Raw genomic sequence first — 24,864 nt, 5'->3', positions numbered from 1 at the left:
CATGATTGGTTCAGAGGTAGCTGCCGCTCTATTCTCTCCCATCTATCCACCAAAATAAAGTTGACAGCCTACTAGTTTAAAGCTCTTTCAACTTTGCTTTAAAAGCGATTGGATTAAAATTAAAACTTTTCAGAAGTTCTATACCGCTCCATTGATGCAGGTGCTTATCTTTAGATTGAGCAGAAGTCACTGCCCATAAAACAAAATTTGAATTTTGTTCAGCCTGACTCAGTTCTCCTGCTGTAAGGATGAAAGACAAATCTGTACCGGAGACTCCCTTTACTTCGACATCTTCTCGTTTACCTTCTTTAACACACCTCAAGTCATACCCACATTTGATTCGTTCAACAGACTCAACGTGCCACCCTTGCTGCTTGTATTGAGCCGTTACAGTTTCAATAGCTATCTGCTCAATTTCCCTGTTGCTATCTGAATTACCAAAACCAGCACCAGATGAGATTGGAATTGCTGACTCTGGCTCTTTTCTTTCTTGAATAGAAGAAGGTGTAGTAGCCTTTAAGCTTGCGCCTTTTCGATGTCCTATTAATTTTTCAATATGCTTATCCCAAAACTCAGCCAACAAGCAGACGTATTCTTCTTTAAAACTACCCCCCGACTCACGATGATCAAAGTATGCTCCGGAGAACCGATGGTTTGCCTTAAGTAAATCGGCTCTCAATGGTTCTTCAAAATCAACACAGGAGTTCCATTCTATGTCAACGTAAAAATTCCCATTACTTTCGTCAATTCCCGAATAGCAAGTGTCCAAGTTTTTATACAAATCCTGCTGAAGTCTCAACTGCTCTTCTGGATGTGCAGCAACAACAACTCCGCTAGCAAAATACCCAAGAGGCTTATCTTGTGTGCGTTTAAAAAACACAACATCACCCGTTTTCACAGTTTTTATGTCGCCGCACTCCCAGAAAACACGGTAAGGATAGCCTTTATTGATTGAGCATATAGCTTCCTTTATTAAGTCATTGATTGAGGAGTTGTCTGTTCTATTACACAGAAAAATTCGTGTTGCCATTTCAAAGCCCTCAGCTATTATTTGGGACACATTGGAAAGATTCGTATCTTAGTGTTCCCGTACATACAGAGAAGCTCTCGTGGTCGCACCTTTTTCCATCGGGCGATCTCATTTTGTTTGAGAGAAGGCAATTAATTAGAGAAGAGTGTAAGGAAAATCGCGTTTCCATTTGAATTATCTACTTGTAGAAAGAGCGATCGCTGACAGCAGACATTATGATAAAAGTGACCGTCTTCACTTAAGTTGTCTAAATCTATGACAGATGCCCTAGTACCCTCCCGACTTCAGCAGGCGATCGATGTTGCAGAAGCGTTATCGCTAGAAGAACAGCAACTGTTAGTAGAGATTTTGGCAAAGCGACTACATCGGCACCAGCGTCAACAATTTCTAGAAGAGATTCAAGAAATTCGTCAGGACGTTGCACAAGTCAGCATCCAATATGGTTCTGTGAAAGACTTTCTAGTGGAGTTAGATGCTTGAGACAAATTGCTTGGAGTCTAAAATCTCTGCGCGCTTTTAAGCGTATGGTGCGCTAAAATCCCCAACTACGCCCCATGATTGAAGAGACCCTGGAACAACTCGCCGCAGATCCCTTCCATCTCACGTTGAAAACTCATAAGCTTGCAGGGAGTTTTCTGGAATGTGGGCTTGCTCAATCGACTATAGCTATCGCATCCTCTTTGAATTTGTGGTTAATCCAGAAAAAAGCGAAGAAGAGATAATCTTATTGCTAAATTTCGGCGATCATGATGATGTCTATTAGCGAACACTGCTATTTAGATCCTTTGACCCTGAAATCTGTTTTTAGCTAATGAATCGAACATTTTGGATTACTGCTTTAGTCTCCTTCACCAATTCTCTCAGCTTCACGATTCTGATTCCAATTTTGTATTTATATGGCAAGCAATTTAATCTGACGGACTTTCAAACGAGCTTGCTATTTTCGATTTATTCCGTAGCTCAATTTTTTGCAACCCCAGTGATTGGCAAGTTAAGCGATCGTGTTGGGCGCAAACCACTTTTGATCATCAGCTTAGCAGGCACCGTGATTGCAAACTTGATGGCAGGCACCGCTAGCACCGCAGGAATTCTCTTTCTTGCCCGTTTTCTTGATGGCATCACTGGCGGCAATGCATCCGTTGCTCAAGCGGTTGTTTCAGATATTGTTCCACCCCAAGATCGGGCAAAAGCATTTGGAATTTATAGTGCTATCACCTTTGGATTAGCCTTTATCTTAGGTCCAGTGATTAGTTTAATCGCACAAAGTTTTTCCTTGGGAGCAGGATTCTTAGTTGCTAGTGCTTGTGCCTTACTATCACTGTTGATTACTGTGTTCTTTTTACCAGAAACATTACAAACAAAAGCAGCTAAGGCAACTAATATTTTTGATGTTGGAATTGGAAACTTAGTGAAAGGGTTAACGATTCCTAAAGTAGGCATTTTACTGATTATAAATTTTTTGATTGGGACTACTTTTACAATTTTTACTTTTGCGTTTCAGCCCTATTTTATTAATGTGCTAAATCAATCTAGCCAATCTCTAACGTTGATGTTTGTGATGTTTGGGGCGATCGCAATTTTAATGCAGGCAGCAGCCATTCCTGTATTAGTTAAACATATTAGTTTAGTTAGCATTTTGTTGGTTTCTATTCTTGCTCGTAGCCTATCGTTTGCGATAATGCCGTTAGTTCCTAGTATTATTTATTTTGTGGGTGTCAGTTTGATTTTCTCAGTGTTTAACGCTTTTGTGCAGCCCATGATTACGACACTGATTTCCCTCAATTCAGATACAAAAACTCAAGGCACTGCCTTGGGTCTAAATGCTTCTTATCTAAATGTTTCTAATGCGTTTGGTCCCATCATTGCAGGATTAATTGTCAATCAGTCTGATTTTAATACTTACAAATATCCATTTTATCTGGCAGGATTCCTAACATTTTTAGTGTGGATATTTGCGATCGCCAAGCGTGATCAATTTACTCCCACAGCAAAACCGTCTCACTCGTAATATCTATTTTGTTGGTCTCCAAACATAGTTTCCAATTGTGTTAATATAGCCTGCCTGCCCCTCTGTATAAACTAACGCCAAACCGTCTACAAAGTTTAACGCCAGTCCAAATTGGAGAGAAATAACCATTTTCCCAGTTGGGTCAATATACCCATAGCGATCGCCCTTTTTTACAGCGGCTAACCCATTTGAGAAGCGATTGGCTCGATCAAATTGTGGCGGAATTACAACTTTCCCCGTCTTATCGATGTAACCCCATTTTTCATCTAGCTGAACGCTTGCCATTCCTTCATGGAACTCTCGAATTTCATCAAACTGGGGTGAAATTATTACCTTACCTGTTGTGTCGATATAGCCCCATTTTTCATTCTGCTGGACTCCGGCAAATCCTTCACTAAAAGTCCACATTCCTGACAGCCAATCGCCTTCCCACTGAGGCTGAATCACCATTTTTCCAGTTTTGTTGATGTAGCCTCGTTTATCGTCCACTAATACCGGAGCCAGTCTATTTGCAAATGCCATGGCATAGTCAAATTGAGCCGGAATCGCAACCTTTCCAGTTTTATCAAGGTAACCCCACTTCTCACCCATTTTCACAGCCGCTAATCCCTCTTTAAATGCCTGCGCTTCTTCATATTGGGTTGGAATGATAAGGGTTCCAGCTTTGTCAATATAGCCATACTTTGTCCCTAATACAACCAGTGCTAAGCCATCAGAAAAACCAAACGCCAGACGATATCTTGCTGGAATAACAGGCTTCCCGGTTTGATCAATAAACCCATAGCGATCATTTGCTTTATACTGCGCCCGATCGCCTACAAAACCCCACACTAAATCATCAAATTGGGGTGGAATGATAATTGTGCCTGTGCGATCGATAAAGCCATATTTGCTGCCCTGACTGATCCGAAATAAAGGTTTAGCTTCCTGTGTGGGTGCTTTCATAACTTGGGCATTCAAAAACACGGGTGTCAAAGCCTGATTGAGCGATCGCGCTATCCCAGCCTCAGCTTGGCTCATCAAACCAAAACTTGTTATCAATGTCAGCCAAACAAATTTAGAAACAATCATCACAACTTATTATTACAACTCATAAAACCCAACTCATAAAACCCAAAGACAGACCAGACTTATTCCTGTTTCGTCTCTACCTTACGGCTGAAGTGAAATCTCTATCTTAAGAGTCTTAGAGATGCCCTAAGCAGATTGATAGATTGACTCAATAGAAAAGACAAATTTAATTTTATTCGGGAGAGCAGTTATGACAGACGTTGTTAAATCTGTAAAAGATGCAATCAAAAGCGCTGTTCAAGATAGCGATATCCCTGGCGTTGGAAGTGATAAACCTGTTGTTCCTGATCTAGTCGATGAAACCAGTACAACGCAAAACCTGGATGCGGAGATGCTCAAGGAAGCGATCGCTGAGGGAGATACCAAAGGTCTTAGTGTTGATGTGGGTGCAGACTATGCAGCCGCCCAAGACATGAGTACAGGAACAGTAGATGCTGCGGAAGCAGAAGCCATTGTTGCCCCTGAGTTTGAGGTTTCTACTCCAGCACAAGTTTCAGTGCCAACCATGTCTGCAAATGATCAAATTGATTATACCGACATGGCAAAAGATATGAATCCTTCTGGTGCTGGAGCCGGAAATTTGACTGACGACTTGGTTAAAAAAGCATTGGACTTAGGTAAACCAGGCAGTTAATTGAGCCTAGTAACGGTTATTTTCTATAGTGAGCAGTTCGGATACTCAAGCGCCACAAAAAGCAAGGCACTGTATATAGGAAAAGCTATAGCCCCTTGCGGTTATAGCTTTTTTATTTATCTCAACACAAGTGAAGCAGATTGAAGCAAGCCGATTACAAACCCCAAAACGCCGCCAAGATTGACGATCGCTTGGAGTTCACTTTGAACAATGCCATTGATTGCGGCTTCTAGATCGGCGGCAGAAGTGGCTTTTACTCGGTCAATAATCACTTGGTCGATGTTGAGAATGGGAATTGCCTGCGCGACGATCGCTTCCAAATCTCGCTCTAAATATCGTTCTAAAATCAACGCGAGTTCTAGGCTAACGGTTTCCAATGATTCGTTGACGACGGGCGAGGTTCGGAGGCGACTTAGAATCACGCTAGCAAGACTTTCCCACTCAATCGATTGACCCAGTTCTTCTAAAAAATCCGAGCCTTGTTCTTGCACATAGCCGCGCACAGTATCCCGTAGAGTTTTACGCAACTGCCGCACCGTAGAAACGGGCAGATTTTGCATAGACAGGTTTTGTAGCCATTCTTTTAAGCGCGATCGCATATTGAGCGAAGTCATGAGTTCTCGCAGTCGAGCATTACATTCTTCTCGTTCATCCAAACAGAATGTACGCAGCCGCGCTAAAGCATTACGACTTCCAAACAGATTGGCAACGACCCAATAGGTGCCGCTGGTTTTTTCGCGGAATCCTTCATCAATCACTTGAATATTGCGATCTGTGAGAAAGTCGATCAACGCTTGCCGCAACACATCGGGAGGCAGCACCACATCTAAACTCCAGCTTGCTAGCTTAGTGGCTTGCTCATCCGATAGCTGAAATTCTAGTAGCACCTTGTCAAAAATTTGATTCAATTGAGCTTCCAAAAAATCTTCCTGTCGCGCCAACACTTTCAATAGACGCGGGAGAGATTGCCCAAATAAATCTTGTAAAACATTCGCTAAAATTTTTGCTGTTTTTTGTTGCTTATCGGCTTCCACTTGATCCAGCGCCAGTTTAAGCAACCACAGTAGTGCCCCTTGCACCCGCTCAGTTTGCAGCAGTCGCCGCGCCAGTTTTTGCAGTTCGTCAGGGGTCAGCAGCGACCCCATAATGGTGTCAGAAATCCGCTTGGCTAACCGTTCTTGGTTACGGGGAATGAGTCCGGGAGTGAAGGGAATCTTGCGTCCGGCAAAATACTTTGCTTTATAGGGACGAAACAACATCCGAATAGCAATGTCGTTGGTGAAATAGCCAATGATACCGCCAACGACAGGAGGCGCAACATACAGCCAAAGAGTGGAAAGATCCAAGGGAGACATTGGAAGTTTTGAGTTTTGAGTTTTAAGGTTTATTCGCGAAGCGTCTCTGAAGGAGAGATTTTGAGTTTTGTTCGCGTTTGCGTACCAAAAAATTGCTACTCAAAACTACTTCGTAATCACCAGCACTCCCATCGTACCCCCCGCAATGGGATAGTGCGTAACGGTGGAAAACCCTACCTCTAAGGCAAGGGTTCGCTGCTCTTGTCCTGTGGGAAAGCGATCGAGGCTAGGAGCGAGGTAGGCATATTCTTTAGAGTAGCCGTAGTGACTGGCGACGGGAACCACCACAGTATCTAGGTACCATTGCTGAAAGCCTCTCACTAGTGGATTCGTAGGTCGATGTAAATCGAGAATGGCGGCAGTGGCTCCCGGTTTTAGGATGCGCTGAAGTTCTTGCAGAGCGCGGGGAATATTGCCCACATTACGCAACCCGTAGCCCATAGTGGCAGCATCGAAGTGATTGTCCGGCAGGGGTAGGTTCAGGGCATCTCCTTCCATCCAGGTGATAGGTAGGGTGAGATGGCGATTTTGCACTCGCTGACGGGCGATCTCAAGTTGCTCTGTGGCAAAATCTACGCCGATGACTTGTCCAATTTTGCCAACCCGTTCTGCAAGCATCTGGGCTAGATCTCCGCTGCCACAGCACACATCTACACAGGTGTCCCCCGGTTTAGCACCGCTCCACTTTACCGCCATTTGTTTCCAGATGCGATGTTGTCCTAAGCTAAGCCAGTTGTTGAGTGGGTCATAAACGGGAGCGATGCGATCGAACAGGGCGCGAACAGAATCAGCAGTCGAGTCAGTCATACAAGTAAATTAAGGGGGCAACAGAGGATTTCCCTAGATACTTAGTTTTGCATCGATCAAGCCCGATTCGCTACTTTTTATAGCGACACGATTTCCGACATGATGAATTTGTTGGGTAGCATTGCTGGATTTGCGATTCTCTATAGTATTCAGCCGAAAAGCAGTGAACTGAAAGCACTGAGCTAAAAGGTTTTCTTATCGTTGAGATTGAAGAGTTCAATGGCAGAGCTTAAGCCCTTCGTCAATCACACCGCTTATATTCATTTTAGCTCCTGGTATTTTGGCACTATCTTTCCAGACCTCTTCTATCGGCATGGCAGTGTTCCCGTACTTATTTTTGGCGGCACCATTCACAGCGTAAAGTTTTCCATTCGCTTTGAACACTACAGCACTATCGGATTCGCATTCTAGCAACCCGCTGAGTGTGAGTGGATACTCATCTCCCCAAGTCTGTTGTGAGATAGTTATTGAGGTGGGAAGCACTGAGGTGGCATTAATGTTAGAGGGTGATGAATCAGAGCGCAAGCGAGCAGCTACAAATATTCCCACCCCAATTGCGGCTGTCGCTGTCCATATAATCAATCTGGCTTTGTTAGGCATATTTGTACCTGAAGTAGTTCTTCTTGAGTTCCCAAAATCAAGGGCATATTAGACTTGAAACATCATAAAATCCTGATAATTATTAAATAGTTAAGGTCATCACTTCAATAACGCTTTACTAGATGAATGCCGCTGATTGAGCTGCTGGGGCAAGATCAAAGGTTTCGCCCGGTTGAGGGATGAGAAGTTGAGTTGGGCTACCGGAAGCGATGAGGCGATCGCGGAACTCTGTTGCACTGCCTACCGATTTAATCAATAGTTGCAGAAGTCCTGTAGCGCGAACGTCTCCTCGCGTCGTGGGTAAAAAATAGCGAGGTTGTAAGGTTTCGATCAGTTGTAGTGCCTCAGTTCCACCCATAATCACTTGTCCCAGAAGGGGGAAGATTTGGGCAATGATGGGGGCGATCGCCACATCGACTCGTCCCAATTTTGCCAAATCCTTCAAAGGTGAAAAATGCGGCTCGTAGTATAGCGTTTCGCCGCTTGCTAAATCTTTCAGCAAATAGCCATTTTCCACCTGCCCAGGCTGAATTTCAGCCCCCAACACTCCCGTAATTTGCAGATTTTCAGCAATCACCGTATCTTGCCACGGCGCGATCGCAGTCACTTTCTGATAGCCCAAACCTTTCACCACCTTCGCTGCCGTTGGAGATGCAACTACCGGAATAGCGCGATCTAGCTTTTCTAGCGTAGGTCTGTGGCAGTGATCATCCACACCCTGCGATAGCAAAATCAGGTCAAGTGGCGGCAATGTTTCTGGTGTGATGGTGAGTGGCGTATTGTGGTGTGCGGTGAATAACCACGGTTGCCCATAGAACACCAGCGGATCAACCAGCCACGGATCAACCAAAATTGTCTTTCCAGCTAGTTCAAACAGCCAGCTATTCAGGTCGATCCAGGTCAATTTCATTGTGTTTGCAATTCTTAACAACTATCCTGATAGTAACGCCAAGAATAGGCGGATTTTGCGAAACTCAAAACTCAAAGCTTTTATGACTCCTCCCATTGCATTGACGATCGCTGGTTCTGATAGTGGCGGTGGTGCAGGCATTCAAGCCGATTTACGCACCTTCGCTTTTCACAAAGTCCATGGAACTAGCGCCATCACTTGCATCACCGCGCAGAATACGTTGGGCGTGACGCGGGTAGATGCATTGCCGCCCGAATCCGTCGGGGCGCAAATGGAAGCAGTCGTCAGCGATATTGGAGTGCAGGCAGCAAAAACGGGAATGTTGCTGAATCAAGGGATTATTGCGATCGCGGCGCAATCTATTCAAACCCTGCAAATCCCAAATTTAGTGGTCGATCCGGTGATGGTGTCACGCACCGGGGCGCAGTTGATTGATGATGCCGCGATCTCTACCCTGCGAACTGCTCTGATTCCTCTGGCAACGGTTCTTACTCCCAATCGCTATGAAGCCCAAATACTAGCAAGTATGGAGATTCACACCCTAGAAGACATGCAACTTGCAGCCCAAAAAATTCATCGGCTAGGCGCAAAAGCAGTCTTGGTTAAAGGGGGCGGTATGGCTGGAAACCTGCGCGGTGTGGATGTTTGGTGGGATGGACAAGCGATAGAAATATTAGAGACAGAAGTGGTGGAAACGACCAATACTCACGGCACAGGTTGTACGTTATCTGCGGCGATCGCAGCAAATTTGGCGATCGGACACAATGCCCTCACTGCTACTCGTCTTGCTAAGGTATACGTCACCACTACCCTTCACTATGCGCTGGCGATCGGCAAAGGTCAGGGACCCGTTGGACACTTTTTCCCCTTGTTACAACCGAATGTCCTACTTGGATGAACTGGAAGGATTGAACTGAATATATCGTTAATTGCTTCAAAGCATATGATGACTTGCTGCATTTCTGACTTTTCTAGAGCAAATCCATCCATATAATATAGAAGCGTTATAGAGGCAGACGCAGACTCCTCCATTAGATTCTGCTGCTGCTCAAGACCTGCCGAACCGATCGCTAGGGGAGACTGCTCGTTTATGTCAATGATTGAGACAAAAACCGAACCCATGGTTATTAACATGGGTCCTCACCATCCTGCCAGTCACGGATGCTTCCGGTTGGTTGTGACCCTGGATGGCGAGAACGTGATCGATTGCGAACCCGTGCTGGGTTATCTGCATCGCGGCATGGAAAAAATCGCCGAAAATCGCACCAACCTGATGTATGTGCCCTACACCAGCCGCTGGGATTACTACGGCGGCATGTTTAATGAAGCAGTGACCGTTAATGCAGTGGAAAAACTAGCCAAGGTTCCCGTTCCGAAACGGGCTAGCTATATCCGCGTCATCATGCTGGAATTAGGGCGCTTGGTCAATCATTTGCTATGGCTGGGTCCATTCGTGGCAGATATTGGCGCGCAAACGCCCTTCTTCTATACGCTGCGCGATCGCGAAATGATTTTGGATTTATACGAAGCGGTAAGCGGCTACCGTATGGTTAACCATAATTATTTCCGCATTGGCGGCGTAGCGGCAGATCTGCCCTACGGTTGGGTGGATAAGTGCCAAGAATTTGCCGATTACATGATGCCCGTGATCGATGAGTATGAAAAACTGATCACCAACAATCCGATCTTTATTCGTCGGGTGGAAGGTGTGGGTACGCTCAGCCGGGAAGAAGCGATTAACTGGGGCTGCTCTGGTCCCATGCTGCGAGCTTCTGGTGTGAAGTGGGACTTGCGAAAGGTGGATCACTACGAATGCTATGACGACTTTGATTGGGATGTGGTGTGGGCAACTGAGGGAGACTGCCTTGCCCGATATGTCGTGCGGATGCAAGAAATGCGCGAGTCCGTCAAGATTATCCAGCAAGCTTTGAAAGGGCTGCCCGGTGGTGCCTACGAAAATCTAGAAGCAAAACGCATTTCTGCGGGCAAAAAATCGGAGTGGGATGGTGCCGATTATCAGTACATCAGCAAGAAGGTAGCTCCCACATTCAAAATTCCTGCCGGAGAACACTATGTGCGGATCGAAGCGGGTCGCGGCGAGATGGGCATCTTCATCATGGGGAACGATAATGTCTTCCCGTGGCGCTGGAAGATTCGTCCTGCGGATTTCAACAATCTTCAGGTGTTACCCAATCTGTTGAGGGGACGCAAAGTCGCCGATATCTTTGTAATTTTAGGCAGCGTGGATGTGGTGATGGGATCAGTCGATCGCTAATCTGACTTCATTTATCACCATGTTTTTTACGAGTTGGGGTGGCAGGTGCTGCCCTTTTTTCGTAGGTGGGTCGGCTCAAAATGCGAAAGTACAAGGCTTTGCTATCGCTTTCTAAAAGGCACAAGTAAGAGAAATTTTGCCAGCCTTTTTGAGTCATCAAGCGACCGTTGCCCATCACTTCGGTGCTAATGAATTGGCTGCCGACTTTTGTCTCAAAGCGATCGCGGCGGGTTTTCGCATCGTCTATTAGCTGGATCTGACGGATTTCCTTCACCGGACGATATAGATCGCGAGCATAGGTTTGGCAACTTTGCACGGTTGGATCAGCTGTTGAACCAGCAGATTGAGCAGGGGTTGGGCTTGGGAAAACCAACGTAGCAGTCAGGCAACATATGAAAAAAAGTGGACGGGTCATCACGCGAAGCAATTAGAAACAGGTTGTAAAAATATACCGCTCTGTTTTAACGCATTTTAAGCAGATTGCAAGGAAAGCCCACGATCGCGCTGTCCAAGTGTCTTGCGATCGCCGTATGCTAGTGAGTGACCCGTGAATTAGGACAATCCCGATGGCAGATCCGATTACGCCCGAAGTGAGCCAACGCATTTGCACTCACATGAATGATGACCATGCTGAAGCGGTGACGCTCTATGCCAAAGTGTATGGCAATTTGCCCGAAGCCACCGCTGCTAGAATCGCCGCGATCGATCCCGAAGGCATGGATTTAGATACGCAGGTCAATGGCTCCAACACGTCTGTACGGATTACCTTTGACCATGTTCTGCAAGATTCTGAAGATGCCCATCAAACGTTGATTGCGATGGTTAAGCAGGCAAGACAACAGACGAAGAGTTGAGATAGGTTTCAGGTGCCGGGTTTCAGGGGACAGGGAACTCTTTTTCAAAAACTGTTTAAAAGCAGGAGACCCGGAGTCTACGCCTACCGCAAGCATCCCGTATTGCTGCTACCTTCCGGTCCTGACAAAATTTGGGCGTTGCGATCGCATAGATCCGAGTCAGACTTCACCATAGCATTTCTAGGCACAAGTTTTTACACCGTCACAGCCTGTCTCCCAAAAAACTCAAAAACCTTTCAAGTGCAAGCGATTGAGCAAAAGCAAGCTTTTTTGCTTTCAAAAAACTAAACCTCTCCTCGAATCGTGAACGAATAATCGCCGCCGGGTTCTAGCTGATAATCTTTTTGTTCTAAAAATCGTCCTAGTGGCTCTTTGATCAAAGCTCTTCCTAAAGAGGGCTGCACCGAAAGCTCACCGAGCCGAAAACACCATGCAAATTGCCACTCAAACTGATTTGCCCGAACTTCACCCTCTAGCATCCCTTGCTGCCAGCAGTGGCGAGTGATCCGAACATAGGCAGTGGTTTGGGGAAGGCGTTTAGCCACAAAAACTCTAAATAAACGAGTGCAGATTAAACGATAACTGACTTTGCTAGTTGAACATCAGATCTCGATATCCACAATACCAAACCCGTAGGACTTGCGTTCATAGAACTTGTGACCGATGTTCCCCAATCATTGGACTTGGCTGAGCATCCTTCATGGCAGGAAAAGTCTTAAAAGTAGCTAGTCAGAAAGCTGCTATAAAAATTCGCTTGATATGAATTGTACCAATGGGGGGATGGCAAGCTAGGAAGGTTGGTATAACAATTCTTAAATGAGTTGCGATAGATCATAAGCGCAATTTGAAATCTAATGAAACCGTCGGGGGCTAGAGGTATGGTTCGGCGCGATCGCTCAAGCAAATAGTCAGACTAATAAACGCTTGCTCAACCATAACCTTTGGTTACAAATTGTATCGTGATCGCCCTAATCGTTTTATGACTTCGTTTTACGATTAAAGCCCAGTACGACAAACCAAATCTTTTAGGAAAACATACGGATTTAGTGCAACTAAAGGGGAATTCTATTTTTAGCAAATGATTGGAAAGTCTGCTGTCATCAGAGAGAATAGTTTTTCAATCCTAGCAAAACGCACTCAGCTTGAAAGACAACATCTACTAAGTTATGGCTTCTATTGCCCGTAAGAACTTATTTGAAGATATTCCTCGCTTTATTGTTGCTCAAGCCGGAATTATGTTTGCCGTCAGTTTGGTAACCATTCAAGTGGGAATTTTAGATGGTTTTAGTCGATCAACGACTCGATTGATCGAACAATCAAATGCTGACTTGTGGGTCACTTCCAAGGAAATGCTCCAGCTAGAAATCACCTTACCGATACCGCTACAGCGATTGACTCAAGCGCGGGAAGTGGAAGGAGTAGCCCATGCAGAAGCTATTATTTCTCGCAACTCCCTTTGGCTAGATACAAATGAAAAGATCGTGCCCATTCGGGTTTGGGGGTTTAATCCAACGGGTCGGCTGTTTGGTAATTGGGCGATCGCTCAAGGAACATCCGCTGCTTTAAAGGAGCCGTATACCTTCATTACAGACAGAAGCAATCTCAACGCATTGAACCTCAAGAAAGTAGGAGAAACAGGCAAAATCGTGCCGCTAAAAGCCAAGTTAGTTGGGTTAAGCGAGTACACCCAATCGATGGCATCTAGCACCTCTATCTATGCGTCCTTAGAATCTGCGAATGCGTTCACATCAGGATTAGGCTCTTCCTTAAACTGCACCGTCAATTCAGGTGATATAGATTGCAAAAATCCGCTCTCAACGACTGATATTCCATTAGGTGAACCTCAGTCTCAACCGCGCCGTCTAAATTTAGCAGACCCGATTACCTATGTACTCGTTCAAGCAAAACCAGGGCAAGACCTCCAGGTACTTAAACAGCGCTTGGAAGCGAAGTTGCCAAACACTCGCGCTTATACCCAGGAGGAAATGGCATTGATCACACGATCCTTCTGGCGAGAACGGACTGGAATTGGTTTCATTTTGGGATTGGGCGCAGCCGTAGGGGTGATTGTGGGGATTGTGGTGGTTAGCCAGATTTTGTATTCATCGGTTTCAGATCACTTAAAAGAGTTTGGAACTCTAAAGGCTATGGGCGCGTCTGATTGGGTAATATACGGCGTAATTACAGAGCAAGCGCTGTGGATGGCAATCCTGGGATACATTCCTAGCATGGCGCTTTGTTGGGGCTTGGGTGCTTGGACGGTTGCCGCGAAAGGAATTGTAATTTTGATTACCCCCACGACCGCGATCGCTGTTTTTGGACTGACTGTATTCATGTGTGTCGGCTCTGCACTAATCGCTATTCAAAAGGTGACCCATGTTGATCCCGCAATTGTTTTTAAAGCTTGACCGTTTGATCCGCGATTCCACAAAGCGGATTCCTCACGGGAATCGCCCTATAGCTCCCTTATCCAAATGAGTAAGTCATCTGGTATTCTCGTTACACTAGTTAATAAACGACTGTTTCTGTTTAATTTGCTAAATCAATCCAAATCATGCGGATAATACGTATTCTTGATTGAAGCTAAAGTCTCTAGTTCGCTCTTGATGAATCGTTAAAACTAAACACCTTTTGCTTGTGTCCATGCCTCTGTCTACCATCTACACGCACCCAGAGATTTAATCAATGACTGCTTCGCAAATCCACGTTAACAAACTCATTCAGCATTCAGAGTATTCTGCATCTACTGCGGAGGAACGTGCCCTTTATACCCCAGGCACTTGGGAAAATGCTCCCGCCAGCATTTGGGAAAGGTCAGACAAACGGGCAGTGGTGGCAACAGGTGTAAAGATAGCGTTTCGTACTGGAGCGGATTCTACTCCGATTCTTCAGGGCATTGACTTAGAAATTCCCCGGGGTGAAATTCAACTGCTGATGGGGCCGTCTGGGTCTGGCAAAACGACTTTACTTTCGATCTTGGCTGGAATCTTGACTCCAACGGCAGGAACAGTCTGTCTGTTAGGGCAAGAAATTACGCGCATGTCTAAGGACGAGCTATCTCGCTTTCGCTTGAAAAACATTGGCTTTATTTTTCAAGGATTTAATTTATTTCCAGCCCTAACTGCTTCTGAAAATGTCGAAGTGGCGCTGAGAATGAAGGGTGTTCGCAAATCTGAAGCGCGCAAGCAAGCAAAAGATCTGTTGATGGAAGTGGGGTTGAATGAGCGCATGAATCATCTTCCCCGCGATTTATCGGGTGGGCAAAAGCAACGAGTGGCGATCGCTCGTGCGTTGGCAGATAACCCCAAGCTGATCATGGCAGACGAACCCACTGCTTCTTTGGATTCACATAGTGGGCACGCGGTGATCGAACTGCTGCGGAAACTAGCAAAAGAGAACGGACGCACCGTATTAATCGTTACGCATGATTCGCGTTTAATCGATGTGGCGGACCGGGTGGCATATTTGGAAGACGGAAGACTGGTAGGCTAAGTGAGAGGTGAGAGGTGAGAGGCAGTTCCATCATTCAGGATTTGCAAGGTGGCTTAATTGTTTCGTGCCAAGCTCCGATTGAGTCTCCCATGCATCAGCCGTTGGTGATTGTGGCAATGGCAGAAGCGGCGGTTAACCAAGGGGCGATCGCGGTTCGGTTAGATACGCCTGCTCATGTGGAAGCAGTGCGGCAAAAAGTTCCCTCACCGATCATTGGCTTGTGGAAGCAGCAAATTCCAGGCTTTGAGGTGTATATTACGCCTCAGTTTGATCATGCAGCCGCGATCGCCGAAGCAGGAGCCGATATTATTGCCATTGATGCAACCCTACGATCTCGCCCTAACCAAGAAACGGTTGCTACACTAATTACGCGAATTCATGCTGAGTTAGGCAAACTCGTGATGGCAGATGTAGACACGCTGGAATCGGCGATCGCAGCGGCTGATGCAGGAGCCGATCTGATAGGCACCACCTTATATGGCTATACCGCCGCTACTCAACATCTCAAACCACCGGGCTTCGATTTGTTATCTGAACTGGTCGAAAAATTGGAAGTACCGATTATTTGTGAAGGGGGAATTGCCTCTACCCAAATGGCAAAACAGGCGTTAGACCTAGGAGCCTATGCCGTGGTAGTAGGCACTGCTATTACGGGGATCGATCTGCAAGTGAAAGCTTATGCAACAACCTTAAAGACACAAAAAACACATAAGAGATTGCGGTTCGATGCTTAGCTTTTTTGAAATACGCTTTAACTCAAGCGTTCGGGCTAGACAAGGGCTGAAGTTCCTTGTCTAGCTTTATTAGAGAAATGTCGCCGAAAACTTAGAACGTGAAGGTTGTTCTAATGGTGCCAATCACTATATCTTGGTTGCTTGAGTTGTGATCGGGAGCCGTGAGCCACACCACACCTGGAGTAATCGCGATGTTGTCATTGAGGCGATACTGATAAAACGCTTCAACGTGAATAGAGGTACTAGGATCTCGACCGATCACAGATCTAAGTCCGCTGGAAACAGAATCTACTCGTGGTTCCACACCCACAATGATGCCGCCCAAGCTGCCATCTCTACCTAAATCGGGGAATGCCAGACCCACTGCCCAGTTGAAAATATTGAGGTCACCCCGTGGTAATACACCGCGTGTGGCAAGGGTGCGGGTAGTTGTGTAGCCAAATGAGCCGTTAATCACGAACTTAGGACTCAACTGGAACGATGCCGCTGCTCCATAAGCATTACTAGAAGTGGGAATATCCAGCCCTTCTAAAGGAGTACCTGCTAACAGCGGATTGCTTAGAAAAAACGATCGCAAATTGGCACGGTTGCTGCCTGTGGAACCGTTGGCGGTGAAATCAGTGTTGTAGGAATGAATGTAGGTTAAGCCGACAGTAAATTTCTCTGATGGTCTTATGGTTAATTGCCCGATCGCACCATAGGATCCATTAAATAAGCCTGCTCCTGCTAATGGAGAGCTAGCATCATTGGCGAGATACCCTGCACTAATCTCAATGAAATCATTTAGTTCATACTTCAACCCAATACCCGTGCCATTCACCAGGTAGTAAATAGCATTACGAGTCCCAAAGTGGGTCAGTGCCCCTGTACCGCCGTCTCCATCCAAGAAAGGGTTAACCGTATCAGTGAAGTCATCGATCGCGCCTGCATTCGCTTCTAGCGTCACCGTTAGCTTTTCGCCCACCGGAAATTGATAGAGCAATGCATCAATACTGACTGAGTTATTGTTGTCATTGTCAAACGCCGCTCCCGCAAACCGCAAATCTCCTTCAGGCGTAAAGGTAGAGGCACCCGAAAGAGCATTGAGGCTAGTAGCTTGCAACCGAGTCCGCAGCACATCTTTGCCGGTAAAGGTTGTGTCAAAGTTTAGCCGAACGCGATCGCCCACAATCGTAGTTCTAGGAATATCTGCACCATCGGCACCTTGTCCGGTAAAAGCACTGACCACGCCAAAAACCACTTCACCATTCAGCTTGGTCGTAGTAGAAAACTGCTGTTTCTCTAACGTTGCTGTACGCACTTCTAACCCTTCAACGCGACCCCGCAACGCTGCCAACTCAGTTCCAAACTCTTCCTGAAGTCTCTTAACGACTTCCAGATCTTCCTTTCTAACAAAATCTGCTGTTGCTGCCGCAATTAATTCCTGAATTTTATCTAAGCAAGCATTCAAACCTGCCGCAAATTCAAACCGAGTTAAGGCACGATTGCCACGAAAGGTTTTATCGGGATAGCCCACAATACAGCCATAACGCTCTACCAAGGATTGCAGCGCTTGAAATGCCCAGTCGGTGGGTCTAACATCGGTTAGCTGAGAAACAGAGGTAACTTGATCTATCTCATTTATAGAAACCGACTCAACGTCAAGCTGAGAAACTTTGAAGCTCTCTATTACAGATACGGCAGTTTTTTCTTGAGCCGATACCTCTTGAGCCGATACCTCTTGAGCCGATCCCGATGAAACTGCGATCGCTGCCAGCAAAACTTGACTTAGCAGGAGAGAATTTCTAACTAACTTCAACATCTACTTACCTCACACTCAATACAGGGTCTTCAAGCTATCAGTTTTTCTTGTGTCAGTTTCGGCTTTATTAAAGAGCGGCTCTTTTAAAGCAGAGACTCTAAAAGTACACCAAAATGATAATGATTACCATTCCAAGTTAGATTTAGAGAAATCTGATTTCTAGTCTAGATCTAGCCTTAATGAAAGTAAATCTCAACTTTAATATTTTCTCTTTCAGCTATCTATTCTGATTTGTATAGAACAGATCTACCATTTTGAGTAGATTTGCTGTATTATTTTAGTCTGGTAAGCAATGCTGAAAAGCGGTTGAGTTGTTTTTGGGAATCATGGCATGAACCTAGAACTACTGCCCCTTGGGTCTGTGATTCAAGGATCTTTGAGTCAAGGACTAGAAGTTCGTCTACACGCAGAAGTGCTAGTGGAAGATATGCGGGTGGGGAAGTTTTTGGTGGTGCAAGGACGGCGATCGCGTTTCTTCTGTATGTTGACTGATGTGGCACTGGGCACCAGCAGTTCCCGCATTTTGGCAAACCCGCCGGAACCTGAGAATACCTTTTTGCAAGAAGTGCTAGCGGGTACAGGCACCTATGGCACGGTGAATCTTACGCCAATGCTGATGATTAGTGAGGAGCAGGGAATAGGAAATAGGGAACGGGGAACAGAGGAGCAAAAAAGCAAAACTAATTCAAAACTCAAAACCCAAAATATCTCCTACGGAGACGCTACGCGAACAAAATCCTCTTCTTCAAAACTTGCCTCCTACCAGGTTCAATCTAGTGCTGAGATCGAGTTGCTGCCTGTCAAAACTATTCCTAGCCACTTTAGCCAGGTGTTTGATGCCAGTGAATGGGATTTTCGGGCGGTGTTTGGCTGGGAAGATGATCCCCATCGGCGTAACTTTGCGATCGGTCAGCCCATCGATATGGAAGTGCCAATTTGTTTAGATCTCGATCGCTTTGTCGAGCGCAGCAATGGCATATTCGGCAAATCGGGCACCGGCAAATCTTTTCTGACGCGGCTATTGCTGTCAGGTATTATTCGCAAACAGGCAGCAGTGAATTTAATTTTCGACATGCACTCAGAATATGGCTGGGAGGCGACTCGTGAAGGGAAACAGTTTAGCACTGTGAAAGGCTTGCGGCAGTTGTTTCCTGGACAGGTGCAAATTTATACGCTTGACCCAGAATCCACGAAGCGACGTGGGGTGCGCGATGCCCAAGAGCTTTACATCAGCTATGACCAAATTGATGTAGAAGACTTGATGTTGGTGCGGGGCGAACTGAACCTGTCGGAAGCCAGTTTAGAAAATGCCATCATCTTACGCAATGAATTTGGCAAAGCCTGGATTTCGCGCCTGTTGACCATGAACAACCCAGAAATTCAAGAGTTTTGCGAAACGAAGATGGGCAGCAAATCTTCGATCATGGCACTGCAACGCAAACTACAACGGTTGGATGGATTGAAATATATTCGCAATACCTGTCCCCATAATTATGTCGGGCAAATTTTGGATTCTCTGGAAGCGGGTAAGCATGTAGTCGTTGAATTTGGTTCGCAATCCAATTTGTTGTCTTATATGTTGGCAACCAATGTGATTGCGCGACGGATTCACCATGCCTATGTGCAAAAGGCAGAGCGATTTTTGCAGACCAAAAACGTCAGCGATCGCCCGCAACAAATGGTAATCACCATTGAAGAAGCCCATCGGTTTCTCGATCCGGCAACGGTTGGACAAACTATTTTTGGCACGATCGCCCGTGAAATGCGAAAGTACTTTGTCACCTTGCTAGTAGTTGATCAGCGTCCTTCTGGGATAGATAACGAAGTCATGTCTCAAATCGGCACCCGGATTACTGCCCTGCTCAATGATGAGAAAGATATTGATGCCATTTTTACGGGTGTTTCTGGCGCGCAAGGGTTGCGATCGGTCTTAGCAAAACTAGATTCTAAACAACAAGCGCTCATTTTAGGACATGCCGTCCCGATGCCCGTTGTGATTCGCACTCGTGCCTATGATGAAACCTTCTACGCCGCAGTAGGTGACACTGCTTGGGATGAAATTCCTGATTCAGTCGTGTTCAAAGCGGCTGAAGCTGCCAGAGCAGATCTAGGCTTTTAACCAATCTAACTGACACACCACAGTCGTATAACCTTCATATGGCTGCTAAACAGGTTAGATATAACTATAGTCTCGCTCAAAAGTCTTACTACCACTCTTTGAGTGCGTCTTTATCTATTTCAGTGATGGTGGTGGATTCATTTTTCCAATCTACTAATTTTGCAATTCTTGCCCCCTTTTTGGTTCGGTTTCCTCTACCCCAGTCCATAAAACCGCCCTTTCAACTTCGGTTATCCCTGCTGATTCAGTCTATTCAGATTCAAAGAATTAATTCACTATAGAGTCATGGAGATATAAAGTTATTCCGGTAGCAATTGCTTTCTAACATCCAGTGACACTAAAGCTTAGCCATTTAACTTCTCTTAACTCACCCTATGTCATACACCAAGATCACCCTACCGGAGGAAACAAAAATGCAGCTATCACGTCTACAATCTTTGTTAGGAATCTTTAAAGTGAACTCATAATGATTTCGACTTGGCAGGTTCAGTTCCTTTGCCTTAAAGTTCTTCCTATCGTCATTTAGCTATTCGCCTCTTTGTTATTTATCTCTTCTCTGCTAGATATCTAGCACCTTTATTCTAAATAAGTTTCTTGAAGAATAATAGTCTTGCGCTTTTTCCGAAAAGGCTTCTATTAACGATGTTACTTATCTTCTCCTAAAAGGGGTTTCTCATTTTTCTAGTTGTTTTTTCCGTTTGTTGTTTACGGAGTGATTGTCACCAATGACCACTGCCACTGCAAAATCTAGTAGTACTGCAAAATCTAAGGCTGCAAAGCCTACTTTTACCGCAGATATGGTTCGGACCTACCTCCATGAAATTGGTCGGGTTCCCATGTTGACCCATGAGCAAGAAATTATTTTTGGTAAGCAAGTGCAGCAAATGATGGCGCTGCAAGACAAAAAAGAAGCACTGTCTAAGGTGTTAGATCATGAGCCAACCGATCAAGAGCTAGCAGATGATGCTCGTATCAGCGAAGACGATCTAAAAGATGTAATGCATCGGGGTCGTCGGGCTAAGCAAAAAATGATTGAGGCAAATCTGCGCTTGGTGGTGTCGATCGCTAAGAAGTATCAGAAGCGAAATCTAGAGTTTTTGGATCTGATTCAAGAAGGCACGATGGGCTTAGAGCGCGGTGTGGAAAAGTTTGATCCGATGCGCGGCTATAAGTTCTCGACCTATGCCTATTGGTGGATTCGTCAGGCAATTACCCGTGCGATCGCGCAACAAGCGCGCACTATTCGGTTGCCAATTCACATTACCGAAAAGCTGAACAAGATCAAAAAAACTCAGCGGGAACTTTCCCAGCAGTTAGGACGGGCAGCCACTGCGTCTGAAGTAGCTGAAGCGTTGGAGCTAGAACCGAGCCAAATTCGCGAGTTTTTGACTCTGGCACGACAACCTGTTTCCCTAGACTTGCGAGTGGGCGATAATCAGGATACTGAACTGCAAGACTTGCTAGAAGATGATGGTCCTTCGCCAGAAACTTATATGGCGCAGGAATCCTTACGGCAAGATCTAGCAACTTTAATGGCAGACCTTACGCCGCAACAGCGAGAAGTGATTGCTCTGCGATTTGGGTTGGAGGATGGTCATGAACTATCGCTAGCGAAAGTCGGTGAACGGATGAGCATTAGCCGCGAGAGAGTTCGTCAACTAGAGCGTCAAGCCTTGGATCACCTGCGTCGGCGTAAAGCGCGAGTGCGTGAATACTTGGCGAGTTAAGGCAGGGAATAGGAAGTAGGGGAACGCAAAACCCTGTACCCTGTACCCTATAACCTATCCCCTTCTTCTCATGGCATTACAGGATTTCCAGATTTGCGATCGCGACCTCACTGATGAGCAACTCACTGAATATTTGCCTGCACAGGCGATCGCGGTGGATACCGAAACCATGGGGTTAAATCCTCAACGCGATCGCCTGTGTTTGGTGCAATTGTGCGATCCGAGCGATCGGGTTACGGTAGTGCGAATTCAGCGGGGGCAAACATTAGCACCTAATTTAAAATGTCTTCTAGAATCTAAAAACGGCGTAAAGATTTTTCACTTTGCCCGATTTGACATCACCACTTTGCGCCACCATCTTGATATTTACGTTCAGCCAATTTTTTGTACCAAAATTGCTAGCAAACTAGCGCGTACTTATGCTCCCAAGCATGGGCTGAAAGATCTAGTAATGGAGCTAGAAAAGGTAGAACTGGATAAAAGCGCTCAAAGTTCGGATTGGGGCAATGCGGCAAATCTATCCGATGAGCAACTCCGCTATGCTGCAAACGATGTTCGTTATTTGATCAGCGCTCGTGAAAAACTGATCGCGATGCTAGAGCGTGAAGAACGCTGGCAATTGGCGCAAGATTGCTTTCAATGTTTACCTGCGATCGCATCTCTTGACCTACTGCACTATCAAAATATTTTTGAACATTAAGTATTATTACTCATCACCAGTACTTGAAAACGAGGATCATCGCGCAGGCTATCGAAAGCGGAATCGGTTTTGGCGGCTTCCTTGCTGCGTTCAGGATTAAGTTGAATCGCTCGTTTGAGGCTATCTAGCATCGCCTCTGGTTGACCTTGCAGGGCATAACAGCGGGCTTTACCAAACCATGCCAGAAAAAAGTCGGGCTTAACTAAAATCGCTTGATCATAGGCAGCGATCGCCTCTTCCCAACGCTGTTGTTTCGTGAGTAAGGTGCCACGACCAAACCAGGCTTCTGGAAAATCAGGTTTTAGCTGAAGGGCGCGATCGTAAGCCGCGATCGCTTTATCCAACTGTTGTAACTTCACTTGGGCGGCTCCATAGCTAAACCAGGCTTTAAAGTTTTCTGGCTCCATAGTTAAGGCTTTGTCGTAGCACGCGATCGCCTCCTCAAAACGATTTTCAAAGTAAAACGCCTTGCCCTGTTCCACATAATCATCAGCCGTAAACGAAAGCTGAGCATTAGTCAATTGCAATCGTTCAAGCTGTTGCGTCAAGGCTTGAATTTTTTGTTGCGTTTCAGGCGTGGCATTTTCTCGGAAGGGCGACGGCGTAGTCTGAGAAAGCTCTTGAATAATCTGATCTTTTTCCTTTTGAGTATCTAAAAACAGACTTTTAAGCTGAGATAGCTGATCATGAAACTCCGCTTCCAGTGCTTCAATCTTTTTCTGAAAGTCCTCTGTTTGCTGCTTCAGTTCCGCCGTAACTTCTGCCTCTAGCTGTTTTTCAACTTCTTCTTTAAGCTGCTTTCTCGTTTCGCTCACGATTTGATTCAATACACTGCGCCGAATGAACCAAATCCCGATCGCGGCTAGCACCGGTAAGCAAGTCAGCACTGCCAACAACACATTTAATAAAGCCGTGGTGTGATTAAAGGCGCGATCCACTTCATCTTGAATTTGGGCACGAATGGTAATACTGCGTTCCATATCCCGCTCAACCAATTCTTGTAGTTGCTTGTCTTCTTGCAAGCGCTGCAACTTTTCCCAAAACGATGGATTTGTAGTGGGAACCGCAGGCGCAATTTGAGATGCAGCGGTTGGGGTTGATTCTGCTAAGGCAGGCTGGCTAAAAGTCCCACTGCCCAGCAAGGATATAAAGATCGCAAAGACAAAAATACCTTGATTCCAACGCCCCATAGCATCCAGGTGAAACGCTCTCCCTACTCTAACAGCGATCGCTGTTGTCATTCACGCACCCTATTTCTTCTAAGGAGTAAGAACAGGGTCGCTTGATTTTTTGTAAAGAAACCCTAAATTTCTAAAATCGCTGGAAAGCTGATAACGACTCATTTAGCCGCGATCGCGGTCATAATTGCGCTTTCAAATAGTGTACATTTTGTCTTCAATGCCGCTGTTGCTATTCATCTGCTAGCCTTATGCGATCGTCCGCCATTTTGCCTCTTGCTATGACTTCTATTTCCCAAACTCAATCTCGTTATCTCATTCCCCCATTTGAGCGAATTCAATTTACGGGATTATTTGTCCTAGCAACGGGGGTTGGCTGGTTTCTGATTGGGTTGATTCTGCGATCAGTGCAAGATCCAACAGTGGTCACCTACTTGGAAGGGAAAGGCTTACTGTCGGCGCTAGTTACTGGTTTTGTTTCGGGCACTGTCGTTAGTGCAACTCAATGGCTCGTGCTAAGGCGATATCTCCCCGATTGGCTGTGGATTTTGGCAGGTGCAACTGGATATGTCTTACTCACAACTACCTTAGAAGCATGGTGGGGCTGGCTTGGATATGCGATGACTCTGCCAGAAGTAGCTGCCCTTACCGGAAAAATACTTCCCCAGACGATGGTGATGCTCACGGGGGGGATTCGCACGGTGTTAGCAACTATCTGCTCACTCTGGTTAGGATTAGCGCAGTGGCTTTTGCTACGGCAATATACCGACTCAAGCCGTTGGTGGGTTGGAGTGCCCTCGATCGCGGTAGTTGTTTCGGCGTTATTCACTGCTTTTAGTGCCGGGTTGGTGCTGCTGAACGTCAACTTTCCATTGGATGGCAATGTTTTAGGGGCAGGCATTTTGGGGATTACCCAGGCGATCGCGCTATGTACGTTGCAGCGACGACCCTGCAATAAACCTTTGACCTCACTCACAATGGCTCCAAACCTAGACTACAACCAAGCCAATCGTTTAGGAAAACGGCTGCACCAGCATTTGAGTGATGCTTGGACGAGTGAGCATCTCAATCAAGAGTCCCTTCACTATTGGGTCGCTGTGACGGAAACTGGAGCGATCGCAGCCTACAAACCCATCAGCCAGGCTGCCATTGACCAAGTGCAACAAACCCCACTACCTAAATTAGTCATTCCCGAAGTGTTGCACCCGGAAAATGGCGTTACTCCGCCCTTGGCACAGTTCGATGTCACCTTTTTACCGTCGGGTAAGCTACAAATCCATCCCTATTCTGGGGTGCCGCTACTGTGGGTTACGCTAGGCATGTTAACGATGATCATTGCCGCCAGCGCGATCGTGGCTCACTTCAATCCCGCTTTAATTGATATAAATTAGAATCAATTCACCAGCTTTTTGCCCCTAATTTTTTTAGAGTTGCTGAATGCAGACATGATTTTCATTGGTAGGGGTAGCGCCTTGTGCCTACCCTTGCTGGGATAAGGGCAACCACAAGGGATTGCCCCTACGAATTTCATATCTAGATTCAGCAACGCCAATTTTTTCACCTGAACCC

23 protein-coding genes and 1 other RNA gene are annotated in these 24,864 nt (G+C 45.9%); 13 read left to right on the top strand and 11 right to left on the bottom strand.

The genetic code is table 11. The annotated features are described in order from the left end of the window. Nucleotides 1–76: 76 nt before the first annotated feature. The gene (locus AB3R30_RS18030) at nt 77–1,030 is read right to left on the bottom strand and encodes a protein NO VEIN domain-containing protein (RefSeq protein WP_458650592.1); all 954 of its coding nucleotides are present in this window, start codon (nt 1,028–1,030) and stop codon (nt 77–79) included. A 255-nt stretch (nt 1,031–1,285) separates the two neighbouring features. On the opposite strand from AB3R30_RS18030, the gene AB3R30_RS18025 reads away from it, so the two are divergent. Together AB3R30_RS18025 and AB3R30_RS18020 are read left to right on the top strand one after the other, a co-directional pair. Further along, complete coding sequence (locus AB3R30_RS18025; RefSeq protein WP_458650591.1) at nt 1,286–1,510, top strand: hypothetical protein; 225 nt, start codon at nt 1,286–1,288, stop codon at nt 1,508–1,510. Between the two features lie 331 nt (nt 1,511–1,841). Continuing rightward, a complete protein-coding gene (locus AB3R30_RS18020; protein ID WP_458650590.1) occupies nt 1,842–3,038 on the top strand; it encodes an MFS transporter in 1,197 nt (398 codons plus the stop codon). A 3-nt stretch (nt 3,039–3,041) separates the two neighbouring features. Here AB3R30_RS18020 and AB3R30_RS18015 read toward each other — a convergent pair whose 3' ends face one another. After that, the gene (locus AB3R30_RS18015; protein WP_458650589.1) at nt 3,042–4,058 is read right to left on the bottom strand and encodes a WG repeat-containing protein; all 1,017 of its coding nucleotides are present in this window, start codon (nt 4,056–4,058) and stop codon (nt 3,042–3,044) included. Between the two features lie 241 nt (nt 4,059–4,299). Here AB3R30_RS18015 and AB3R30_RS18010 point away from each other — a divergent pair, with 241 nt between their 5' ends. Continuing rightward, nucleotides 4,300–4,743, top strand: coding sequence for a hypothetical protein (locus AB3R30_RS18010; protein WP_458650588.1), 444 nt, complete (start codon nt 4,300–4,302; stop codon nt 4,741–4,743). Between the two features lie 116 nt (nt 4,744–4,859). Here the strand turns inward: AB3R30_RS18010 and AB3R30_RS18005 are convergent, their stop codons facing one another. From AB3R30_RS18005 to AB3R30_RS17990, 4 genes are all read right to left on the bottom strand, one after another. Further along, nucleotides 4,860–6,098 carry a DUF445 domain-containing protein gene (locus tag AB3R30_RS18005; RefSeq protein ID WP_458650587.1) on the bottom strand — a complete coding sequence of 413 codons (1,239 nt, stop codon included), beginning with the start codon at nt 6,096–6,098 and terminating at the stop codon, nt 4,860–4,862. Nucleotides 6,099–6,203: 105 nt separating this feature from the next. Next, nucleotides 6,204–6,905, bottom strand: a complete 702-nt coding sequence (gene ubiE / locus AB3R30_RS18000; RefSeq protein WP_458650586.1) for a bifunctional demethylmenaquinone methyltransferase/2-methoxy-6-polyprenyl-1,4-benzoquinol methylase UbiE — start codon at nt 6,903–6,905, stop codon at nt 6,204–6,206. 216 nt (nt 6,906–7,121) lie between these two features. After that, nucleotides 7,122–7,505 (bottom strand): DUF2511 domain-containing protein, encoded by a 384-nt coding sequence (locus tag AB3R30_RS17995; RefSeq protein ID WP_458650585.1) that lies wholly within the window; start codon nt 7,503–7,505, stop codon nt 7,122–7,124. Nucleotides 7,506–7,623: 118 nt separating this feature from the next. Beyond that, nucleotides 7,624–8,415, bottom strand: coding sequence for an MBL fold metallo-hydrolase (locus tag AB3R30_RS17990; RefSeq protein WP_458650584.1), 792 nt, complete (start codon nt 8,413–8,415; stop codon nt 7,624–7,626). Nucleotides 8,416–8,497: 82 nt separating this feature from the next. Here AB3R30_RS17990 and thiD point away from each other — a divergent pair, with 82 nt between their 5' ends. Continuing rightward, nucleotides 8,498–9,313 carry a bifunctional hydroxymethylpyrimidine kinase/phosphomethylpyrimidine kinase gene (gene thiD, locus AB3R30_RS17985; RefSeq protein ID WP_458650583.1) on the top strand — a complete coding sequence of 272 codons (816 nt, stop codon included), beginning with the start codon at nt 8,498–8,500 and terminating at the stop codon, nt 9,311–9,313. A 192-nt stretch (nt 9,314–9,505) separates the two neighbouring features. Next, nucleotides 9,506–10,690 (top strand): NAD(P)H-quinone oxidoreductase subunit H, encoded by a 1,185-nt coding sequence (locus tag AB3R30_RS17980; RefSeq protein ID WP_458650582.1) that lies wholly within the window; start codon nt 9,506–9,508, stop codon nt 10,688–10,690. A 7-nt stretch (nt 10,691–10,697) separates the two neighbouring features. On the opposite strand, the gene AB3R30_RS17975 is transcribed toward AB3R30_RS17980, so the two are convergent. Further along, complete coding sequence (locus AB3R30_RS17975; protein ID WP_458650581.1) at nt 10,698–11,105, bottom strand: hypothetical protein; 408 nt, start codon at nt 11,103–11,105, stop codon at nt 10,698–10,700. A 151-nt stretch (nt 11,106–11,256) separates the two neighbouring features. Between AB3R30_RS17975 and AB3R30_RS17970 the strand changes: the two genes are divergently transcribed. Further along, nucleotides 11,257–11,544 (top strand): DUF2470 domain-containing protein, encoded by a 288-nt coding sequence (locus AB3R30_RS17970; protein WP_458650580.1) that lies wholly within the window; start codon nt 11,257–11,259, stop codon nt 11,542–11,544. Nucleotides 11,545–11,608: 64 nt separating this feature from the next. Here AB3R30_RS17970 and ffs read toward each other — a convergent pair. Further along, nucleotides 11,609–11,705: signal recognition particle sRNA small type (gene ffs, locus AB3R30_RS17965), an RNA gene on the bottom strand. A 123-nt stretch (nt 11,706–11,828) separates the two neighbouring features. Then, nucleotides 11,829–12,089: a DUF3146 family protein gene (locus tag AB3R30_RS17960; RefSeq protein WP_458650579.1), complete on the bottom strand. Its 261-nt coding sequence runs from the start codon at nt 12,087–12,089 to the stop codon at nt 11,829–11,831. Between the two features lie 621 nt (nt 12,090–12,710). On the opposite strand from AB3R30_RS17960, the gene AB3R30_RS17955 reads away from it, so the two are divergent. From AB3R30_RS17955 to AB3R30_RS17945, 3 genes are all read left to right on the top strand, one after another. After that, nucleotides 12,711–13,952: an FtsX-like permease family protein gene (locus AB3R30_RS17955; RefSeq protein ID WP_458650578.1), complete on the top strand. Its 1,242-nt coding sequence runs from the start codon at nt 12,711–12,713 to the stop codon at nt 13,950–13,952. A gap of 277 nt (nt 13,953–14,229) precedes the next feature. Beyond that, the gene (locus AB3R30_RS17950) at nt 14,230–15,036 is read left to right on the top strand and encodes an ABC transporter ATP-binding protein (protein ID WP_458650577.1); all 807 of its coding nucleotides are present in this window, start codon (nt 14,230–14,232) and stop codon (nt 15,034–15,036) included. Nucleotides 15,037–15,050: 14 nt separating this feature from the next. Next, nucleotides 15,051–15,770, top strand: coding sequence for an N-acetylmannosamine-6-phosphate 2-epimerase (locus tag AB3R30_RS17945; protein ID WP_458650576.1), 720 nt, complete (start codon nt 15,051–15,053; stop codon nt 15,768–15,770). Between the two features lie 91 nt (nt 15,771–15,861). Here AB3R30_RS17945 and AB3R30_RS17940 read toward each other — a convergent pair whose 3' ends face one another. After that, the gene (locus tag AB3R30_RS17940) at nt 15,862–17,571 is read right to left on the bottom strand and encodes an iron uptake porin (protein WP_458650575.1); all 1,710 of its coding nucleotides are present in this window, start codon (nt 17,569–17,571) and stop codon (nt 15,862–15,864) included. Nucleotides 17,572–17,902: 331 nt separating this feature from the next. Here AB3R30_RS17940 and AB3R30_RS17935 point away from each other — a divergent pair, with 331 nt between their 5' ends. The 3 genes from AB3R30_RS17935 to AB3R30_RS17925 all read left to right on the top strand — a co-directional run bounded on the left by AB3R30_RS17935 (nt 17,903) and on the right by AB3R30_RS17925 (nt 22,117). Beyond that, complete coding sequence (locus AB3R30_RS17935) at nt 17,903–19,690, top strand: helicase HerA domain-containing protein (RefSeq protein WP_458650574.1); 1,788 nt, start codon at nt 17,903–17,905, stop codon at nt 19,688–19,690. A gap of 797 nt (nt 19,691–20,487) precedes the next feature. Continuing rightward, nucleotides 20,488–21,417: an RNA polymerase sigma factor, RpoD/SigA family gene (locus tag AB3R30_RS17930; protein ID WP_458650595.1), complete on the top strand. Its 930-nt coding sequence runs from the start codon at nt 20,488–20,490 to the stop codon at nt 21,415–21,417. A gap of 70 nt (nt 21,418–21,487) precedes the next feature. Beyond that, the gene (locus tag AB3R30_RS17925) at nt 21,488–22,117 is read left to right on the top strand and encodes a ribonuclease H-like domain-containing protein (RefSeq protein WP_458650573.1); all 630 of its coding nucleotides are present in this window, start codon (nt 21,488–21,490) and stop codon (nt 22,115–22,117) included. Here the strand turns inward: AB3R30_RS17925 and AB3R30_RS17920 are convergent. Beyond that, nucleotides 22,114–23,358 carry a tetratricopeptide repeat protein gene (locus AB3R30_RS17920; protein WP_458650572.1) on the bottom strand — a complete coding sequence of 415 codons (1,245 nt, stop codon included), beginning with the start codon at nt 23,356–23,358 and terminating at the stop codon, nt 22,114–22,116. The two genes, AB3R30_RS17925 and AB3R30_RS17920, sit on opposite strands and share 4 nt — an antisense overlap. A 218-nt stretch (nt 23,359–23,576) precedes the next feature. On the opposite strand from AB3R30_RS17920, the gene AB3R30_RS17915 reads away from it, so the two are divergent. Then, the gene (locus tag AB3R30_RS17915) at nt 23,577–24,686 is read left to right on the top strand and encodes a hypothetical protein (RefSeq protein ID WP_458650571.1); all 1,110 of its coding nucleotides are present in this window, start codon (nt 23,577–23,579) and stop codon (nt 24,684–24,686) included. The last annotated feature ends 178 nt before the right edge of the window (nt 24,687–24,864 follow it).

The sequence above is a fragment of the Sivoneniella epilithica UHCC 1019 genome, assembly GCF_040830845.1.
GTDB lineage: Bacteria > Cyanobacteriota > Cyanobacteriia > Leptolyngbyales > Leptolyngbyaceae > ULC077BIN1.
The sequence above is the reverse complement of the archived record's forward strand: the minus strand, read 5'-3'. Positions and strand labels throughout refer to the sequence as shown.

What these genes read in the sequence shown, in the direction of transcription:
- AB3R30_RS17990 (WP_458650584.1), bottom strand. Translation starts at nt 8,415, where the DNA reads ATGAAATTGACCTGGATCGACCTGAATAGCTGGCTGTTTGAACTAGCT.
- AB3R30_RS18005 (WP_458650587.1), bottom strand. Translation starts at nt 6,098, where the DNA reads ATGTCTCCCTTGGATCTTTCCACTCTTTGGCTGTATGTTGCGCCTCCT.
- AB3R30_RS18015 (WP_458650589.1), bottom strand. Translation starts at nt 4,058, where the DNA reads ATGAGCCAAGCTGAGGCTGGGATAGCGCGATCGCTCAATCAGGCTTTG.
- AB3R30_RS17925 (WP_458650573.1), top strand. Translation starts at nt 21,488, where the DNA reads ATGGCATTACAGGATTTCCAGATTTGCGATCGCGACCTCACTGATGAG.
- AB3R30_RS17980 (WP_458650582.1), top strand. Translation starts at nt 9,506, where the DNA reads ATGTCAATGATTGAGACAAAAACCGAACCCATGGTTATTAACATGGGT.
- AB3R30_RS17975 (WP_458650581.1), bottom strand. Translation starts at nt 11,105, where the DNA reads ATGACCCGTCCACTTTTTTTCATATGTTGCCTGACTGCTACGTTGGTT.
- thiD (WP_458650583.1), top strand. Translation starts at nt 8,498, where the DNA reads ATGACTCCTCCCATTGCATTGACGATCGCTGGTTCTGATAGTGGCGGT.
- AB3R30_RS17955 (WP_458650578.1), top strand. Translation starts at nt 12,711, where the DNA reads ATGGCTTCTATTGCCCGTAAGAACTTATTTGAAGATATTCCTCGCTTT.
- AB3R30_RS18010 (WP_458650588.1), top strand. Translation starts at nt 4,300, where the DNA reads ATGACAGACGTTGTTAAATCTGTAAAAGATGCAATCAAAAGCGCTGTT.
- AB3R30_RS17995 (WP_458650585.1), bottom strand. Translation starts at nt 7,505, where the DNA reads ATGCCTAACAAAGCCAGATTGATTATATGGACAGCGACAGCCGCAATT.
- AB3R30_RS17970 (WP_458650580.1), top strand. Translation starts at nt 11,257, where the DNA reads ATGGCAGATCCGATTACGCCCGAAGTGAGCCAACGCATTTGCACTCAC.
- AB3R30_RS17940 (WP_458650575.1), bottom strand. Translation starts at nt 17,571, where the DNA reads ATGTTGAAGTTAGTTAGAAATTCTCTCCTGCTAAGTCAAGTTTTGCTG.
- ubiE (WP_458650586.1), bottom strand. Translation starts at nt 6,905, where the DNA reads ATGACTGACTCGACTGCTGATTCTGTTCGCGCCCTGTTCGATCGCATC.
- AB3R30_RS17935 (WP_458650574.1), top strand. Translation starts at nt 17,903, where the DNA reads ATGAACCTAGAACTACTGCCCCTTGGGTCTGTGATTCAAGGATCTTTG.
- AB3R30_RS17930 (WP_458650595.1), top strand. Translation starts at nt 20,488, where the DNA reads ATGGTTCGGACCTACCTCCATGAAATTGGTCGGGTTCCCATGTTGACC.
- AB3R30_RS18025 (WP_458650591.1), top strand. Translation starts at nt 1,286, where the DNA reads ATGACAGATGCCCTAGTACCCTCCCGACTTCAGCAGGCGATCGATGTT.
- AB3R30_RS18030 (WP_458650592.1), bottom strand. Translation starts at nt 1,030, where the DNA reads ATGGCAACACGAATTTTTCTGTGTAATAGAACAGACAACTCCTCAATC.
- AB3R30_RS17920 (WP_458650572.1), bottom strand. Translation starts at nt 23,358, where the DNA reads ATGACAACAGCGATCGCTGTTAGAGTAGGGAGAGCGTTTCACCTGGAT.
- AB3R30_RS17950 (WP_458650577.1), top strand. Translation starts at nt 14,230, where the DNA reads ATGACTGCTTCGCAAATCCACGTTAACAAACTCATTCAGCATTCAGAG.
- AB3R30_RS18020 (WP_458650590.1), top strand. Translation starts at nt 1,842, where the DNA reads ATGAATCGAACATTTTGGATTACTGCTTTAGTCTCCTTCACCAATTCT.
- AB3R30_RS17915 (WP_458650571.1), top strand. Translation starts at nt 23,577, where the DNA reads ATGACTTCTATTTCCCAAACTCAATCTCGTTATCTCATTCCCCCATTT.